This window comes from Thalassobium sp. R2A62 (assembly GCF_000161835.1).
Classification (GTDB): Bacteria; Pseudomonadota; Alphaproteobacteria; order Rhodobacterales; family Rhodobacteraceae; genus Thalassobium.
In genome coordinates this window covers 2,404,170-2,419,515 of the sequence record NZ_GG697169.2, presented here as the reverse complement: position 1 = coordinate 2,419,515, position 15,346 = coordinate 2,404,170, and the positions used below count along the sequence as shown (strand labels likewise).

Below are 15,346 nucleotides of genomic sequence, written 5' to 3'. Positions count from 1 at the left end.
CCTGCTCATTTAGGAGAGATCGCCCCAGATGCAAAGCGCCCTTCGCATACTCTATCCAACGCAATGCGTGTCGTGTGATGCGTTGGTCGAAGGTGATACGGGGCTTTGTGGCAAGTGTTGGTCAGACACACCGTTCATAACGGGGGCAGTTTGCGGCGCATGTGGCGCACCGCTGATCGGTGACGTTGATCCTGAGGAAACCGCCTATTGCGAAGCATGTCACGCGTCACCGCGCCCTTGGCTACACGGACGGGCAGCAACGCTATACTCGGGGAATGCAAGGCGGCTTGTCTTGGCTTTAAAGCATGGCGACCGGACTGATTTGGTCCCAGCACTGTCCCAATGGATGGCACGTGCTGCCGCACCGCTGCTGCAGCCAGATACGATTATTGCACCGATACCATTGCATTGGTCACGCATGTTAAAGCGGCGATACAATCAATCAGCGTTGTTTGCTCTGGAACTAAAACCCTATGTGAATGCGATTGTTCTGCCAGACCTTTTGCGTCGAACCAAACCGACCACGTCGCTAGAAGGTCTATCTCGTGACGAACGCTTTGATCTCTTGCGCGGCGCAATCACGATCAAACCGAAATATGCCGATGAGATCCAAGGCAAACGCGTCTTGATTGCCGACGATGTTATGACGACTGGCGCAACTCTTACTGCCGCTACAGAGGCGTTGCAGACCTCACGCGCCCGCGAGGTTTGTGTCCTAACACTGGCCCGCGTGACAAAGGATGCCTAGATGACTATCAAAACGTCATCAAAGGACATCCGAAATGAACACCATCGAAATCTATACATCACCGCTTTGTGGTTTCTGCCACGCGGCCAAACGGCTCTTGAATGAAAAGGGCGCCAGCTTTTCCGAGATCGACGTATTGGCTGATCCATCGCGCAAACCGGAAATGATCCAGCGGGCCAACGGCGGTCGTACCGTTCCACAGATCTTTATCGGTGAAGCCCACATCGGAGGTTGTGATGATCTCTACGCGCTTGAACGCTCGGGCAAGCTAGACGGGTTGCTCGCCGCTTGAAGGTCGCGCTGATCCAAATGACGTCGGGATCTGATCCCGACGTAAATTTGGCGGCGCTCTCGTCCTATATCCGTGAGGCTGCAGAACAGGGTGCAGATTTCGTACTCACACCCGAAGTTTCAAATTGCATCACGACTGATGTTGCACAGCGTGAAATCACCTTGGTGACACAGTCTGATGATCAGATGTTGGCGGCTCTTCAGGATACGGCTCACGACGTCGGAATATGGCTGTCGCTAGGATCGCTGTCGTTAAAGTCGGACACCGCGGATCCTCGGCTCTTGAACCGATCTTTTCTCATTTCGCCAGATGGGATGATCGAAGCGCATTACGACAAAATCCACATGTTTGATGCCAAGGTTTCCGAAACCGAGGCATACCGTGAATCGCGCGCCTATCAACCGGGCGCGCGTGCTGTGGTTTCAGAAACACCTATCGGCACGATGGGATTGACGATTTGCTATGATTTGAGGTTCCCGCATCTCTATAGGAAATTGGCGCGTGCCGGAGCAGAAATATTGCTCGTCCCTTCTGCTTTCTCGCCTGTGACAGGTGTGGCGCATTGGGAATCTTTGTTGCGCGCGCGGGCTATTGAAACGGGGTGTTTTGTTTTGGCGGCTGCTCAAACGGGGCAAAACACGCCAAACCGCGCAACTTATGGGCACAGTATGGCGATTTCGCCGTGGGGTGAGGTTTTATGTGACGCTGGAATCGGTACGGGCATCACATATGTTGATTTGGACCTGTCAAAAGTGGCAAAAGCCAGACAGCGTATCCCGTCACTCTTGTCGGACGCTGATTTTGAGGGTCCATGATGTCGGATGAGAACGATACTCTTTCTAGATCGCTGTTCAGCGAAATCCTGATGACGGATCAGTTGGCCCGCAGCGCTTTGACCAAAGCTCTGCCCAAAGGTATGGAGCTTTCACATTTTATCGTTCTGAACCATCTTGCGGGTCTAGCCCAAGAACGAACGCCAGCGCAATTGGCAAAGTCGTTTCATCTAACGCGTGGCGCGATGACCAATACGTTGTCGAAACTGGAATGGCAGGGTCATGTTCACATTCGACCGGACTGGGACGATGCACGCCGTAAATTGGTGACGATCAGCCCGTCTGGTGTTCAAGCACGAAACACTGCTCTTGCCGCGATCACTCCAGTCATTTCGGATGTCGTCGATGCGGTCGGAGCGGAAAAGGTCCGCGCGGCTTTGCCAGTCATGCGAGAGTTGCGTCGTCGCCTTAGCGAGCTAGAGTAGGTTTCAGGCTCGCTGTGACGTAGTTCACGCTCAAATCACGGTCTGACAACTTCCACGACCATCCCAATGGATTAAAAACGAAACCCTTGCGGTCGACGGGTTCTAATCCGGCCTGAGACAAAAGATCAAACAGCTCGTCGGGTGTGATGAACTTGTTCCACTCGTGGGTTCCTTTGGGCAGCCAACGCATGACGTGCTCGGCCCCGATGATGGCAAAGATGTAACTCTTGGGATTTCGATTGAGCGTCGAGCAAATGTGCAATCCACCTGGTTTGAGCAACTGCTGACAGGCGGTGATATATAAAAGTGGATCGGCGACGTGTTCGACCACTTCCATGTTCAAAACCACATCAAACTGTTCGCCGGCTTCTGCCATCGCCTCGGCAGTTGTGTGACGGTAGTCAATGTCGAGGCCGGATTGCTCGGCATGAACCCGGGCCACTGGAATATTCCGTTCCGCTGCGTCGGCCCCTACAATTTCTGCGCCGAGCCGCGCCATAGGTTCGCACAGCAATCCACCCCCACAGCCGATGTCCAGTATTCGCAAACCCGCGAACGGTGCTGCTGTATCTAGGTCGCGATCAAATTCTGCGGCAATCTGTCGTGTGATGTAGTCCAGACGACATGGGTTTAACATGTGTAGAGGCTTGAACTTGCCGTCTAGATCCCACCATTCAGCCGCCATCGCTTCGAATTTGGCGACCTCTGCGGGGTCAATTGTTGTTTGTGCATTTGTCATAGCATGCTCCGACGTTCGGCCGAGGAATTGAAAATTTATTGGCGCAGAACGTGGCGCGCCGGTCTTTCGCATTATATAGGACGGTCATGGACAAAAGCGCAGGACAAAAGAACGCAACTCAGTATCTTTATCCGCCCAGCGACCCCTTTGACCAACGCATGTTGGATGTGGGCGATGGTCATAAAGTATATGTCGAGCAATGCGGACGCAGGGACGGTATCCCTGTTGTGGTGCTGCATGGCGGTCCGGGCGGTGGATGCAGCCCTGCAATGCGCCGGTATTTTGATCCCGAAGTCTATCGTGTCATTTTGTTCGATCAGCGTGGATGTGGTCGATCACGACCCCATGCGAGTGTCGAAAACAATACGACATGGCATTTGGTTTCAGACATCGAGCTGATCCGCGAGACTCTGGGCATCGACAAGTGGATGGTTTTTGGGGGCAGCTGGGGTGCGACGCTGTCGTTGATCTACGGCATTACACATCCAGATCGAACAGCTGCGCTGATTTTGCGAGGCGTGTTTCTGATGACTCAGGCTGAACTCGCTTGGTTCTATGGTGGAGGCGCGTCTCAATTCTGGCCCGATCTTTGGGAGAGATTTGCCGACATCATCCCTAAGGACGAACAAGACAACTTTATCACGGCCTACCACCGCAGACTGTTTTGCGGAGACATGATGATCGAGACGCGCTTTGCTCGCGCGTGGGCAAGTTGGGAAAATGCACTGGCGTCAATTGAGAGCAACGGCGCTGGTGGCGAGGGTCCTGCTGAATATGCTCGCGCCTTCGCTCGGCTTGAGAATCACTATTTCCACAACGCTGGCTTTTTGGACAGCGACGGTTGGATTCTCGACAATGTGAACCGTATCGCCAATATCCCTGGGATCATTGTCCAAGGGCGATTTGATATGATTTGCCCCCCGACCTCAGCTTATGGCTTGTCTCAAAAATGGGACCGTGGGCGGCTTCGGCTCGTTGGCAAGGCGGGTCATGCCCTGTCAGAAGCAGGGATTAGCGCGGAACTTGTGCGTGCGATGGACGGATTCGCAGAAATAGCGGACGAATTGGGCCTTTAGGGTTTACAGGTTGTTAAACCGCCGCATACGTTGACCCTCAACAAGAAGAAGACGGGGAGCGTCTGGTTGGGAGCCATCGCAAAAATTATTCTGCAACGCCTAGGACTTGGCCTGCTGACATTGCTGATCGTTTCGATCGTAATCTTTACCGCTGTTAATATGCTGCCGGGTGATTTCGCTCAGTTGATTCTGGGACAGGGCGCTACTCCTGAAGCGATTGCATCGATCCGCGAAGACCTTGGATTGGACCGCTCACCTATCGTTCGTTATTTTGAATGGCTCGGGGGCGCGGTTCGTGGCGATCTAGGATCCAGCTTTGCCCAAGCCAACTTTGCAAGCTTTGCGGGTGCCGATACGGGATCAGGTCTTTCGTCTGTTGCTGGTCAAATCGCACCACGTTTTGCCAATACAATGTTTCTCGCTGGCGTCACCGCATGCATCGCGGTGCCATTGGCAGTTGGCCTCGGCATTCTAGCGGCCCTGTACCGCAATTCGATTTTTGATCGCATCGCGAACATCTTTACGCTGTCGTCGATTTCGAGCCCTGAGTTCTTTCTCGCTTATATCCTGATCCTGTTCCTCGCAGTGCTGAACCCGATCCTGCCGTCTCTTTCGAACATCTACGACGGCATGGCGTTTTCAGAGCGTTTGGAAAAAACGCTGCTGCCGGCACTGACGCTAACTTTGGTTGTAACGGCTCACATGATGCGAATGACCCGTGCTGCGATCATCAATTTGTTGGCGTCACCCTACATCGAAATGGCACGGCTCAAGGGGCTGTCGCCGATGCGAGTCATTGTAAAGCACGCGCTTCCCAATGCGCTTGCTCCGATCATTAACGTTATCGCGCTGAACCTTGCGTTTCTGGTTACGGGTGTCGTCGTCGTCGAAGTGGTCTTTGTCTATCCAGGAATTGGCCAGCTATTTGTCGACTCGGTCAAAATCCGTGACATTCCCGTTGTCCAAGCCTGCTGCCTGATCTTTGCAGCTGTTTATATTTTGCTGAACCTGACAGCGGATATCTTGTCGATCATATCAAATCCAAGATTGAGGCATCCGAAATGAGCTGGTGGATGTGGATCATTGCGGCTTTGGTCGTCATTGCTGTCGTTGCCTATGCAGTGCGCTGGGTGGGACAAAAGGCAACAGGAAATACGCCTTTCTTCCGCGATATGCCGTTTGGCGTAGCCTATGGTTACGTTGCCGGTGTCTTGCTGCTGTATTGGATCGTTACGACTTATATTGGGGCCAAACTCTCAGATGATCCCATTGTCCTGAACAAATACTTCTTCTTTGTGGTTGTGATCGAAGGCTTGATTGTCTTTGCCGCAGCCGCGTGGGTGTTTCGGTTTTTGGGCCGACTGGTTGGCACGGTTGGAACGCGCAAGCTGTTCCGCTCGATGCCGCTCACAGCGTCATTTGGTATTCTAACTATCTTGATCTACGCCTTTGCTGCGATCTTTGCAGGGTGGCTCGCGCCGTACGGCCAAGAGGCAATCCTTCAAGGAGTTGCCGCCAACATCGTTCCGGGCGGCAATCCTGCGATGGGCGGCAATCCAGACTACCCACTGGGCACTGACCAATTGGGTCGTGATATGCTCTCGCGTCTCATATACGGCGCGCAAAACACTGTTGGCATTGCGTTTGCGACGACATGTTTGGCGTTCTTTATTGGTGGCACCTTGGGCTTCTTGGCGGCTACGCTGGGTGGCTGGCTTGATCAGTTGTTGTCGCGTGCAGTCGATGTCTTGATGGCTATTCCGTCGCTTATCTTTGCGCTGCTCTTGATGACCATCGCGTCTGTTTGGGCGCCACAGCTGGGTATTCCACTGACAGTCTTTATGGTGATTATCATTGCTGTGATCGACAGTACGCGGGTGTATCGCCTTGCTCGTGCTGTTGGCCTGAACATCGTTGTGATGGATTATATCGAGGCGGCCAAGTTGCGCGGTGAAGGTCTGTCCTATCTTATTTTCAAAGAGATCTTGCCGAACGCCTATGCGCCTCTGTTGGCTGAATTTGGCCTGCGGTTCTGCTTTGTATTTCTCACGATTGCATCGCTGTCCTTCCTAGGTGTCGGTATTCAGCCGCCGCTTGCTGATTGGGGCACGATGGTCAGAGACCTCTCGCAGTTCATTAACTTTGCTGCTTTTGCACCATCTGTTGCGTCGGCTCCGCTGTTGGCTGCGGGTGCAATCGCACTGCTGACTGTGGCTGTGAACTTTGTTGTCGACTGGATGCTTCAGAAATCGTCGGGGTTAAAGGAATGACAGATAAATTGGTCACCATTCGCGACATCAAGATTGAAGGTCGCAGCGACGAGACGTGGAACCCAATTATCAACGGGATCGATCTAGAGCTTGAGCGTGGCGAAGTCTTGGGTCTGATCGGTGAATCCGGCGCTGGTAAATCTACGCTAGGATTGGCTGCCATGGGGTTCTGCCGCGATGGCGTTCGGATTTCAGGTGGTTCGGTTGAGTTTGACGGGATTGATCTGCTGACTGCCTCGGCCTCGCAAAAGCGGGAACTGTTAGGCAAACAGATCGCATATGTCGCGCAGTCTGCTGCCGCGAGCTTTAACCCTGCGCACAAGTTGATGGATCAGCATACCGAGGCGCCAACCCAGCACGGTGTAAGCGGTCGCGCCGATAGCATCGCGGACGGCATCGAACTCTATGAAAAGCTCCGCCTGCCCAATCCGGATCAGATCGGCTTTCGTTATCCGCACCAAGTATCTGGCGGCCAGTTGCAGCGGGCTATGACTGCGATGGCGATGTCATGTCGCCCTGACCTGATTATTTTCGATGAACCGACCACGGCGCTGGATGTGACAACTCAGATTGAGGTGCTCGCTAGTATCCGCGAGATTGTCGAAGAGTATAATACGGCGGCAATCTACATTACGCACGACTTAGCAGTCGTTGCGCAAATGGCTGACCGGATCAAAGTTCTGCTCAAGGGCGACGAAGTTGAGACGGCGGATACGCGCACGATGCTATCTGCCCCGACGCAGGATTATACTAAATCACTCTGGGCAGTCCGAAGCTTTGCCCGCCCTGTAAAGGCTGCCGTATCGGCCGATGCCACCCCGATTGTTTCGGTCAAAGGCGTTGATGCGGCCTACGGTACGACCAAGGTTCTTCATGACATCAGCTTTGATATTCACGAAGGCCGAACAGTTGCGGTCGTTGGCGAGTCTGGGTCTGGAAAATCGACCGCGGCGCGCTGCATCACTGGTTTGCTTCCGCCGACAAAGGGCGTGATTGAATTTGACGGCCAAGCGTTGCCGCTGGACTACCGCAAGCGTGACAAGGATCAGCTGCGTCAAGCGCAGATGATTTACCAAATGGCGGACACCGCGCTGAACCCGCGCAAGACAATTGGCGAGATCATTGGGCGGCCTGTTCAGTTTTACGGTGGTTTGACGGGGTCGAAGAAACGGGCTCGTGTCGAAGAGTTGTTGAACGAGATCGAACTCGAGCCAAAGCAGTATATCGACCGTTTGCCGAGCGAACTGTCGGGTGGTCAGAAACAGCGTATCGGCATTGCTCGGGCGTTGGCGGCCGAGCCCAAGTTTATCATTTGTGACGAGGTAACCAGTGCGCTGGACCAGCTCGTGGCCGAGGGTATTTTGCGCCTGTTGGCCAGGCTGCAAGACGAGCTGGGCCTTAGTTACATGTTCATCACTCATGACCTAGCGACGGTCAAAGCGATCGCAGACGAAGTGGTTGTGATGAAAGATGGCGTGGTCGTAGAGCAGGGCGAAAAGAACGAAATGTTTCAACCGCCACACCACCCATACACAGATCTTTTGCTAAGTTCGGTTCCTGAAATGGACCCCGATTGGCTCACGAATCTTCTGAAAGAACGCGGAGTTGATAACATCGGCGACGCTGCTGTTGGTAAGATGTAATTCGAATCAGTCCCTTATGGGGCTTATAAAAGGCGAACAAATCGCCATCTAAGTATGACAAAAGGGAGAATATGATGTCTCAGATTAGTAGACGCGGACTATTGAAAACGGGTGTTGCGGCAGGTGTTCTTGCTGCAACAGGTATGCCACTGCGCGCCCAAGGAACACGTGGCGGCAACTTGCGCCTCGGGCTCGCTGGTGCGAACACATCCGATAGCTGGGATGGCCGGACACACTCGGACAGCTTTATGATCATGATGGCGCACGGTTGTGTGTTTGATTGCCTGACCGAAGTTGGTGCAGATGGACAGCTCAAGGGTGAGCTCGCCGAGAGCTGGGAAGCCAGTGCAGATGCCAAGACTTGGACATTCAAATTGCGCACCGGTGTGACGTTCCACAACGGCAAACCATTCGGCGCAGACGATGTTATCGCATCGTTGAACATGCACACTGCTGAAGGTGCGAAATCGGCTGCGAAACCGATCGTATCGTCGATCACTGAAATGACAAAAGTCAGCGATAGCGAAATCACATTCGTGCTGGCCGCTGGCAACGCGGACTTCCCGTTCTTGCTGTCTGACTACCACATCCTGATGTACCCAGACGGCCAGATCGAAGAAGCGATCGCAAATGGTATCGGTACAGGCATGTACAAGGTTGAATCCTTCGACCCAGGCGTGCGCGCAACAGTGAGCCGTGTAGATAGCCACTACAAAGACGGAACAGCCGGTTGGTTCGACAGCATCGAAGTCGTTGCGATCAACGATTCGTCCGCTCGGATGAACGCGCTGATGACGGGTCAGGTTGATGCAGTAAACCGCGTCGACTTTAAGACAGAGCCACTCATGCGTGCGAACCCGAACGTCAACATCTTTGAAGTGACGGGCAACCAGCACTTTACGTTCCCGATGCTGACCAACCTGTCACCTTACGACAACCTCAAGGTTCGCCAGGCGCTCAAGTTTGCGGTGAATCGTCAGGAAATGGTCGACAAAGTTCTGTTGGGCCACGGTGCGGTAGCGAACGACCACCCAATCGGTCCAGCGAACCAGTACTATGCGGCTGATATCGAGCAGAACTCGTATGATCCAGATCGCGCTAAGGCGCTGTTGGCTGAGGCTGGCATGGACGGTCTGAATATTGATCTGTCAGCATCGGATGCGGCGTTCCCAGGTGCGGTTGACGCGGCTCAGCTTTACCAAGCTTCTGCCAAGTCGGCAGGCATTAACCTGAACGTCGTACAAGAGCCGGCTGATGGTTACTGGTCCAATGTTTGGCTGAAGAAGCCATGGTGTGCGTGCTACTGGTCCGGTCGTGCGACCGAAGACTGGATGTTCTCGACAGCTTATGAGTCTGGCGTTCCATGGAACGACACCGCATGGGAGAATGCACGCTTCCAAGAGCTGCTGATCTCGGCACGTGCCGAACTGGACAGCGACAAGCGTCGCGATCAGTACACTGAGATGCAGATGCTGATGTCTTCTGAAGGCGGTACAGTGGTTCCAATGTATGCCAACTATGTTGACGCGCATTCGACCAAGCTGACGAACTCGGGCACCATCGGTAACACATTCCAGATGGACAACTCGCGCTTCATGGAACGTTGGTGGTTCTCGTAAATTGCGACACGTAGATAAAAGGAAGGCCCCGCTTTATTGGCGGGGCCTTTTTCGTTTAAGCGGCTGTACGTTTAGCTTCGCGCTTTTTCCATGTGCGGTTCATCACGATATACATGACGGCTACACCACACAGAAATGCACCACTGCCGATCGACAGCAAAATAGTGAGATTGTCCATTTCTGTTCCTTTCTCTGCTGACTAAAAATTGGTTAAGGGGTCATTACGGCGGTAGTTGGACTGGCTTGTGGCAAACACCTTGCGCACTTGGTGTCCTTAGCCTATATGTCCGCCAACAGCGGCGCGCTGGGGTCCAAACCCAGCAAACCACCGGGAAACATCAACGGGCCGCGAGCCCGTTTTTTTGTTTATAAGGACGCCATGAACGACCTAGTTGCCAAAGCGGCGATTGACCGCCGGATCGCCGAGATCATCCAACCCATGATGGAATCCATGGGTTATGAATTGGTGCGCATTCGTTTGATGTCTGGCAAGGCCACGACGTTGCAGATCATGGCGCAGAAACCTGATGGTACCATCGAGGTTGATGACTGCGCCGAGATTTCCACGGCCGTGTCCGCGCTCTTGGATGTCGAAGATCCTATCTTGGACGCTTATGAGCTAGAAGTTTCATCCCCCGGCATCGACCGCCCGCTGACACGGGTCAAAGATTTTGCCCAGTGGGAAGGTTACGAAGCCAAGATCGAAACAGACGAACTTATCGATGGCCGTCGCCGTTTCAAAGGACAGCTGGCTGGCACCGAGGGTGACGAGATCTTAATCGAGATCGAAGAGGGCACAATTGGCCTAAAATTTGAGTGGTTGTCAGACGCAAAGTTAGTGTTGACCGACGACCTGATCCGCGACGTTCTGCGTGGCCGCAAAGACGCGGGCCAAGTGGATGAAGCGCAATTTGACGAAGTACAGACAATCGTAGACGGAGACGACGACTGATGGCTATTACATCCGCAAACCAGCTCGAGCTGCTGCAAACAGCCGAGGCTGTAGCCCGCGAGAAGATGATCGACCCAAGTTTGGTTATTGAAGCGATGGAAGAGAGCCTCGCGCGCGCGGCCAAGTCACGCTATGGCGCCGAAATGGACATCCGTGTCAGCATTGACCGTAAGACTGGCAAGGCGACATTCACTCGTGTCCGTACCGTTGTCGAAGAGGAAGAGCTTGAGAACTACCAAGCTGAGTTCACTGTTGAGCAAGCAAAACAGTACATGGAAGACCCAGAGGTTGGTCAGGCTTTTGTCGAGGAAGTCCCACCAGTTGAGATGGGCCGTATCGCGGCTCAGTCGGCCAAGCAGGTTATCTTGCAAAAAGTCCGCGAAGCTGAACGTGATCGCCAGTACGAAGAGTTCAAAGACAAGGCAGGCACGATCATCAACGCACTGGTCAAACGCGAAGAGTACGGCAACGTCATCGTTGATGTAGGCTCGGGTGAGGCGATCTTGCGTCGTAACGAAAAAATTGGTCGCGAAAGCTATCGTCCGAACGATCGTATCCGTTGCTACATCAAAGATGTACGTCGCGAGCAGCGCGGTCCTCAGATCTTCCTGAGCCGGACAGCGCCAGAGTTCATGGCCAAGCTGTTCGAAATGGAAGTGCCAGAGATTTACGACAACATCATCGAGATCAAAGCTGTTGCGCGTGATCCAGGTTCGCGAGCAAAGATTGCAGTCATTTCGTATGACGGTTCGATTGATCCAGTGGGTGCCTGTGTTGGTATGCGCGGTAGCCGTGTTCAGGCTGTTGTGAACGAACTGCAGGGCGAAAAGATCGACATCATTCCTTGGAATGAGGACATGCCGACCTTCCTCGTGAATGCATTGCAGCCTGCTGAGGTTTCCAAAGTTGTTCTGGACGAAGAAGCAGAGCGCATCGAAGTTGTTGTTCCGGAAGAGCAGCTGAGCCTTGCGATTGGCCGCCGTGGTCAAAACGTGCGCCTCGCATCCCAGCTGACCGGCCTCGACATCGATATCATGACCGAAGAAGAAGACAGCAAACGCCGTCAGGCTGAGTTTGAAACACGGACCAAGCTGTTTATGGACACGCTTGATCTTGATGAATTCTTTGCTCAGTTGCTGGTTTCCGAAGGGTTCACGAACCTTGAAGAAGTCGCCTACGTTGAAGTCGAAGAGCTGTTGGTTATCGACGGTGTTGACGAAGGTACGGCTGGCGAACTGCAAGCACGTGCTCGCGACTTCCTTGAGGCACAAAACAAAAAGGCGCTCGAGAATGCGCGTGCTTTGGGTGTCGAAAATAGCCTTGTTGAATTCGAAGGCCTCACACCCCAGATGGTAGAGGCGTTGGCCGAAGATGGCGTGAAGACGCTCGAAGACTTTGCGACATGTGCAGACTGGGAGCTGGCCGGTGGCTGGACTACTCAAGACGGCGAACGCATCAAAGATGACGGCGTATTGGAGAAGTTTGAGATCTCTCTAGAAGAAGCACAGGACATGGTCATGACAGCCCGCATTATGCTGGGTTGGGTAGATCCTGCTGATTTGGAAACAGCATCCGAAGACGAAGAAGCCGTTTCCGAAGAGGAGGCCGAGGCCTGATCGCAGGCCTCGGAGGTATCTGATGTCACGCGGTGGTCGGGACAAAGATCGGGATGTGTCGGAACGCAAATGCGTTGTGACCGGAGAGGTGCAGCCAAAGGCTGGCCTCATTCGGTTTGTCGTGGGCCCAGATGACATGATCGTGCCGGATGTTTTGGAAAAGCTTCCTGGCCGTGGTATATGGGTGACGTCCACACGTGATGCGATTGAGACGGCCACGACGAAAAAGTTGTTCGCTCGTGGCGCCAAACAACAGGTGTCGGTCCCCGACGGTCTCGTTGCTATGATTGATGGTATGCTCGCACGCCGTGTCGTCGATATGATTTCAATGTCTCGCAAGACGGGACGTGCCGTAACTGGCTTTGAAAAGGTTAAGAGTTGGCTCGCAAATGATGAGGTTCGTGTCCTCTTGCAAGCCAGCGATGGATCGGAACGAGGTAAGGCAAAGTTGTGGACACCTGAGGGTGCTCGCTACTTTGGTTGCCTAACAGCACAGGAATTGGGTTTGGCCTTTGGGCGGCAAAGTGTGATACACGCCGCTCTTGCGGGTGGCGGACTCAGTGATCGTGTAGTAGAGGAAGCCGCAAAGCTGAGAGGCTTGCGTGAAAATGAGAGTGGCAAAGCGGCCGCTTGAAAGGAAGACGAGCTAGATGAGCGATAGTGACGGCAAAAAAACACTTGGTCTGCGCGGTCCCAATGCGGGCAGCGTAAAGCAGAGCTTTAGCCATGGGCGTACCAAGAGCGTCGTGGTGGAAACCAAGCGCAAGAAAGTTGTTGTGCCCAAGGCGGGTGCGTCCAAACCTGCGGGTGGCGGCGGACGTCCAATTGGGGATCCTTCCAAGCGCCCTGCCGGTATTTCTGATGCCGAAATGGATCGTCGCCTCAAGGCGTTGCAAGCTGCGAAGGCGCGCGAAGTCGAAGATGCGGCTGCGCGTGAAAAAGAAGAGCAAGCACGCGCTGCTGACCGCGAGCGCCGTCGGGAAGAAGCCGAGGCCAAAGAACGTGCTGAGCGTGAACGCGTGGACGCTCTGAAGGCGAAAGCCGAAGAAGATGATCGTAAGAAGCGCGAAGCCGAAGCTGCGGCTATGGCTGCAGCTGCTCCTGCGGCAGAACCTGCTGAGACACGCACAGGTGGCGCCAAGGCTGCGCCGCCGGCCCGCAAGCAGCCTGCACGCGAAGAACCACGTCGTGACAACAAGGGCAAAGGCGCCCGTGATGACAGCCGTCGTGGTGGCAAACTGACCGTCAACCAAGCGTTGCGCGGTGGCGAAAGCCGTCATAAGTCGATGGCCGCAATGAAGCGTAAGCAAGAGCGTGCCCGCCAAAAAGCGATGGGCATGAACGTCGAGCGTGAAAAGGTTATTCGCGACGTGCAGTTGCCAGAAGCAATTGTGGTCAGCGAGCTCGCCAACCGTATGTCCGAACGTGTGGCTGATGTGGTCAAATCACTGATGACCAACGGCATCATGGCGACACAGACGCAGACAATTGATGCTGATACAGCTGAGCTGATTATTGAAGAATTCGGCCACAAAGTGGTTCGCGTTTCCGACGCTGATGTTGAGCAAGTGATCGAGCAAGAGGCCGACAAGCCAGAAGATCTGGCCGGGCGTCCCCCTGTCATCACGATCATGGGTCACGTTGACCACGGTAAAACGTCTCTGTTGGACGCGATCCGGAACGCACGTGTTGTTGCTGGCGAAGCTGGCGGTATCACGCAGCACATCGGCGCGTATCAGGTCGATCAAGACGGCAAGAAATTGACGTTCCTCGACACACCCGGCCACGCTGCGTTTACGTCTATGCGTGCACGCGGTGCTCAGGTGACTGACATCGTGGTTCTGGTGGTTGCTGCTGATGATGCGGTCATGCCGCAGACAATCGAAGCGATCAACCACGCCAAAGCTGCCAAAGTGCCAATGATTGTGGCGATCAACAAGATCGACCGCCCAGCGGCGAACCCAGACAAAGTTCGTACCGATCTTCTTCAGCACGAAGTGATTGTCGAGAAAATGTCTGGTGATGTGCAAGACGTCGAAGTGTCTGCCATCAACGGCACTGGCTTGGACGAGCTGCTTGAAGCGATTGCGCTTCAGTCGGAAATTCTCGAGCTCAAAGCAAACGCTGATCGCGCTGCGAATGGTGCGGTGATTGAGGCTCAACTTGATGTGGGTCGCGGTCCAGTAGCAACAGTTCTGGTTCAGAACGGTACATTGCGTCAGGGCGACATCTTTGTTGTGGGTGAGCAGTACGGTCGTGTCCGTGCTTTGATCAACGACCAAGGTGAACGTGTAAAAGAAGCTGGTCCATCGGTCCCAGTTGAGGTTCTTGGCCTTAACGGGACACCTGAGGCGGGCGATGTTCTGAACGTTGTTGATACCGAAGGACAAGCACGCGAGATCGCGGAATATCGTGAAAAGGCGGCCAAGGACAAACGTGCGGCAGCTGGTGCAGCGGTAACGCTTGACCAGTTGATGGCCAATGCAAAAGCTGACGAGAACATGAGCGAGATGCCCATCCTCGTTAAGGCTGACGTTCAAGGTTCAGCAGAAGCGATCGTGCAAGCGATGGAGAAGATCGGCAACGAAGAAGTTCGCGTGCGTGTTCTGCATTCCGGCGTCGGTGCGATTACAGAATCGGACATTGGTCTTGCTGAAGCATCCGGTGCACCGGTTATTGGCTTTAACGTACGTGCTAATGCGACTGCCCGTTCCGTCGCCAACCAAAAGGGCGTTGAGATCCGTTACTACTCGGTGATCTACGATCTGGTTGATGACGTCAAAGCAGCGGCCTCTGGCTTGCTTAGCGCCGAGATCAAAGAGAACTTTATCGGCTATGCCAACATCAAAGATGTGTTCAAAGTATCGAACGTCGGCAAGGTCGCTGGTTGTCTCGTGACCGAAGGTGTTGCGCGTCGTTCTGCGGGTGTTCGCTTGCTGCGTGACAACGTCGTTATTCACGAAGGCACTCTGAAGACGCTCAAACGCTTCAAGGATGAAGTGCCTGAGGTTCAGTCTGGTCAAGAGTGCGGCATGGCGTTTGAAAACTATGATGACATCCGTGCAAACGATGTGATCGAAATCTTCGAGCGCGAAGAAGTTGAGCGTTCGCTCGACTAACGACAAGCAGTCGA

15 protein-coding genes are annotated in these 15,346 nt (G+C 53.9%); 13 read left to right on the top strand and 2 right to left on the bottom strand.

Going from position 1 to position 15,346, the window contains the following annotated elements; all coding sequences use genetic code 11:
- Positions 1–28: 28 nt before the first annotated feature.
- From TR2A62_RS12015 to TR2A62_RS12000, 4 genes are read left to right on the top strand one after another with little or no spacing between them, the layout of a single operon-like run.
- Positions 29–748 carry a double zinc ribbon domain-containing protein gene (locus TR2A62_RS12015; protein ID WP_009158640.1) on the top strand — a complete coding sequence of 240 codons (720 nt, stop codon included), beginning with the start codon at positions 29–31 and terminating at the stop codon, positions 746–748.
- Between the two features lie 34 nt (positions 749–782).
- Entirely contained in the window at positions 783–1,040 is a 258-nt protein-coding gene (gene grxC, locus TR2A62_RS12010) for a glutaredoxin 3 (RefSeq protein WP_009157450.1), read from the top strand.
- Positions 1,037–1,855 (top strand): carbon-nitrogen hydrolase family protein, encoded by an 819-nt coding sequence (locus tag TR2A62_RS12005; RefSeq protein ID WP_009160290.1) that lies wholly within the window; start codon positions 1,037–1,039, stop codon positions 1,853–1,855. Before grxC ends, TR2A62_RS12005 begins: the two co-directional genes overlap by 4 nt.
- Positions 1,855–2,298 carry a MarR family winged helix-turn-helix transcriptional regulator gene (locus TR2A62_RS12000; RefSeq protein WP_009158407.1) on the top strand — a complete coding sequence of 148 codons (444 nt, stop codon included), beginning with the start codon at positions 1,855–1,857 and terminating at the stop codon, positions 2,296–2,298. The genes TR2A62_RS12005 and TR2A62_RS12000 overlap by 1 nt, the downstream gene beginning before the upstream one ends.
- Here TR2A62_RS12000 and ubiG read toward each other — a convergent pair.
- A complete protein-coding gene (gene ubiG, locus TR2A62_RS11995) occupies positions 2,282–3,037 on the bottom strand; it encodes a bifunctional 2-polyprenyl-6-hydroxyphenol methylase/3-demethylubiquinol 3-O-methyltransferase UbiG (RefSeq protein ID WP_009159573.1) in 756 nt (251 codons plus the stop codon). The two genes, TR2A62_RS12000 and ubiG, sit on opposite strands and share 17 nt — an antisense overlap.
- Positions 3,038–3,123: 86 nt before the next feature.
- Between ubiG and pip the strand changes: the two genes are divergently transcribed.
- The 5 genes from pip (at position 3,124) to TR2A62_RS11970 (ending at position 9,645) form a co-directional block, all read left to right on the top strand.
- Positions 3,124–4,113: a prolyl aminopeptidase gene (pip, locus tag TR2A62_RS11990; protein WP_009157432.1), complete on the top strand. Its 990-nt coding sequence runs from the start codon at positions 3,124–3,126 to the stop codon at positions 4,111–4,113.
- A 66-nt stretch (positions 4,114–4,179) separates the two neighbouring features.
- Positions 4,180–5,178, top strand: coding sequence for an ABC transporter permease (locus tag TR2A62_RS11985; protein ID WP_009160282.1), 999 nt, complete (start codon positions 4,180–4,182; stop codon positions 5,176–5,178).
- Entirely contained in the window at positions 5,175–6,383 is a 1,209-nt protein-coding gene (locus TR2A62_RS11980) for an ABC transporter permease (protein WP_009158527.1), read from the top strand. The genes TR2A62_RS11985 and TR2A62_RS11980 overlap by 4 nt, the downstream gene beginning before the upstream one ends.
- Complete coding sequence (locus TR2A62_RS11975; protein WP_040820696.1) at positions 6,380–8,026, top strand: ABC transporter ATP-binding protein; 1,647 nt, start codon at positions 6,380–6,382, stop codon at positions 8,024–8,026. Before TR2A62_RS11980 ends, TR2A62_RS11975 begins: the two co-directional genes overlap by 4 nt.
- Positions 8,027–8,100: 74 nt before the next feature.
- Complete coding sequence (locus TR2A62_RS11970) at positions 8,101–9,645, top strand: ABC transporter substrate-binding protein (RefSeq protein WP_040820694.1); 1,545 nt, start codon at positions 8,101–8,103, stop codon at positions 9,643–9,645.
- A 55-nt stretch (positions 9,646–9,700) separates the two neighbouring features.
- On the opposite strand, the gene TR2A62_RS19400 is transcribed toward TR2A62_RS11970, so the two are convergent.
- The gene (locus TR2A62_RS19400) at positions 9,701–9,823 is read right to left on the bottom strand and encodes a hypothetical protein (RefSeq protein WP_009159811.1); all 123 of its coding nucleotides are present in this window, start codon (positions 9,821–9,823) and stop codon (positions 9,701–9,703) included.
- 201 nt (positions 9,824–10,024) lie between these two features.
- Here TR2A62_RS19400 and rimP point away from each other — a divergent pair, with 201 nt between their 5' ends.
- From rimP to infB, 4 genes are read left to right on the top strand one after another with little or no spacing between them, the layout of a single operon-like run.
- Positions 10,025–10,597 carry a ribosome maturation factor RimP gene (gene rimP / locus TR2A62_RS11965; RefSeq protein ID WP_009160832.1) on the top strand — a complete coding sequence of 191 codons (573 nt, stop codon included), beginning with the start codon at positions 10,025–10,027 and terminating at the stop codon, positions 10,595–10,597.
- Complete coding sequence (gene nusA, locus TR2A62_RS11960; RefSeq protein WP_009158167.1) at positions 10,597–12,213, top strand: transcription termination factor NusA; 1,617 nt, start codon at positions 10,597–10,599, stop codon at positions 12,211–12,213. The genes rimP and nusA overlap by 1 nt, the downstream gene beginning before the upstream one ends.
- 22 nt (positions 12,214–12,235) lie before the next feature.
- On the top strand, positions 12,236–12,847 hold the full coding sequence (locus TR2A62_RS11955; RefSeq protein WP_009158280.1) for an RNA-binding protein: 612 nt from the start codon (positions 12,236–12,238) through the stop codon (positions 12,845–12,847).
- 16 nt (positions 12,848–12,863) lie between these two features.
- Positions 12,864–15,332: a translation initiation factor IF-2 gene (infB, locus tag TR2A62_RS11950; protein ID WP_009160244.1), complete on the top strand. Its 2,469-nt coding sequence runs from the start codon at positions 12,864–12,866 to the stop codon at positions 15,330–15,332.
- Positions 15,333–15,346 lie beyond the last annotated feature (14 nt).

Excerpts from the sequence above, each read along its gene's own strand:
- TR2A62_RS12000 (WP_009158407.1), top strand. The coding sequence starts at position 1,855 with ATGTCGGATGAGAACGATACTCTTTCTAGATCGCTGTTCAGCGAAATC.
- TR2A62_RS11980 (WP_009158527.1), top strand. The coding sequence starts at position 5,175 with ATGAGCTGGTGGATGTGGATCATTGCGGCTTTGGTCGTCATTGCTGTC.
- TR2A62_RS11970 (WP_040820694.1), top strand. The coding sequence starts at position 8,101 with ATGTCTCAGATTAGTAGACGCGGACTATTGAAAACGGGTGTTGCGGCA.
- TR2A62_RS11975 (WP_040820696.1), top strand. The coding sequence starts at position 6,380 with ATGACAGATAAATTGGTCACCATTCGCGACATCAAGATTGAAGGTCGC.
- ubiG (WP_009159573.1), bottom strand. The coding sequence starts at position 3,037 with ATGACAAATGCACAAACAACAATTGACCCCGCAGAGGTCGCCAAATTC.
- infB (WP_009160244.1), top strand. The coding sequence starts at position 12,864 with ATGAGCGATAGTGACGGCAAAAAAACACTTGGTCTGCGCGGTCCCAAT.
- TR2A62_RS12015 (WP_009158640.1), top strand. The coding sequence starts at position 29 with ATGCAAAGCGCCCTTCGCATACTCTATCCAACGCAATGCGTGTCGTGT.
- rimP (WP_009160832.1), top strand. The coding sequence starts at position 10,025 with ATGAACGACCTAGTTGCCAAAGCGGCGATTGACCGCCGGATCGCCGAG.
- TR2A62_RS11955 (WP_009158280.1), top strand. The coding sequence starts at position 12,236 with ATGTCACGCGGTGGTCGGGACAAAGATCGGGATGTGTCGGAACGCAAA.
- pip (WP_009157432.1), top strand. The coding sequence starts at position 3,124 with ATGGACAAAAGCGCAGGACAAAAGAACGCAACTCAGTATCTTTATCCG.
- TR2A62_RS19400 (WP_009159811.1), bottom strand. The coding sequence starts at position 9,823 with ATGGACAATCTCACTATTTTGCTGTCGATCGGCAGTGGTGCATTTCTG.
- grxC (WP_009157450.1), top strand. The coding sequence starts at position 783 with ATGAACACCATCGAAATCTATACATCACCGCTTTGTGGTTTCTGCCAC.
- nusA (WP_009158167.1), top strand. The coding sequence starts at position 10,597 with ATGGCTATTACATCCGCAAACCAGCTCGAGCTGCTGCAAACAGCCGAG.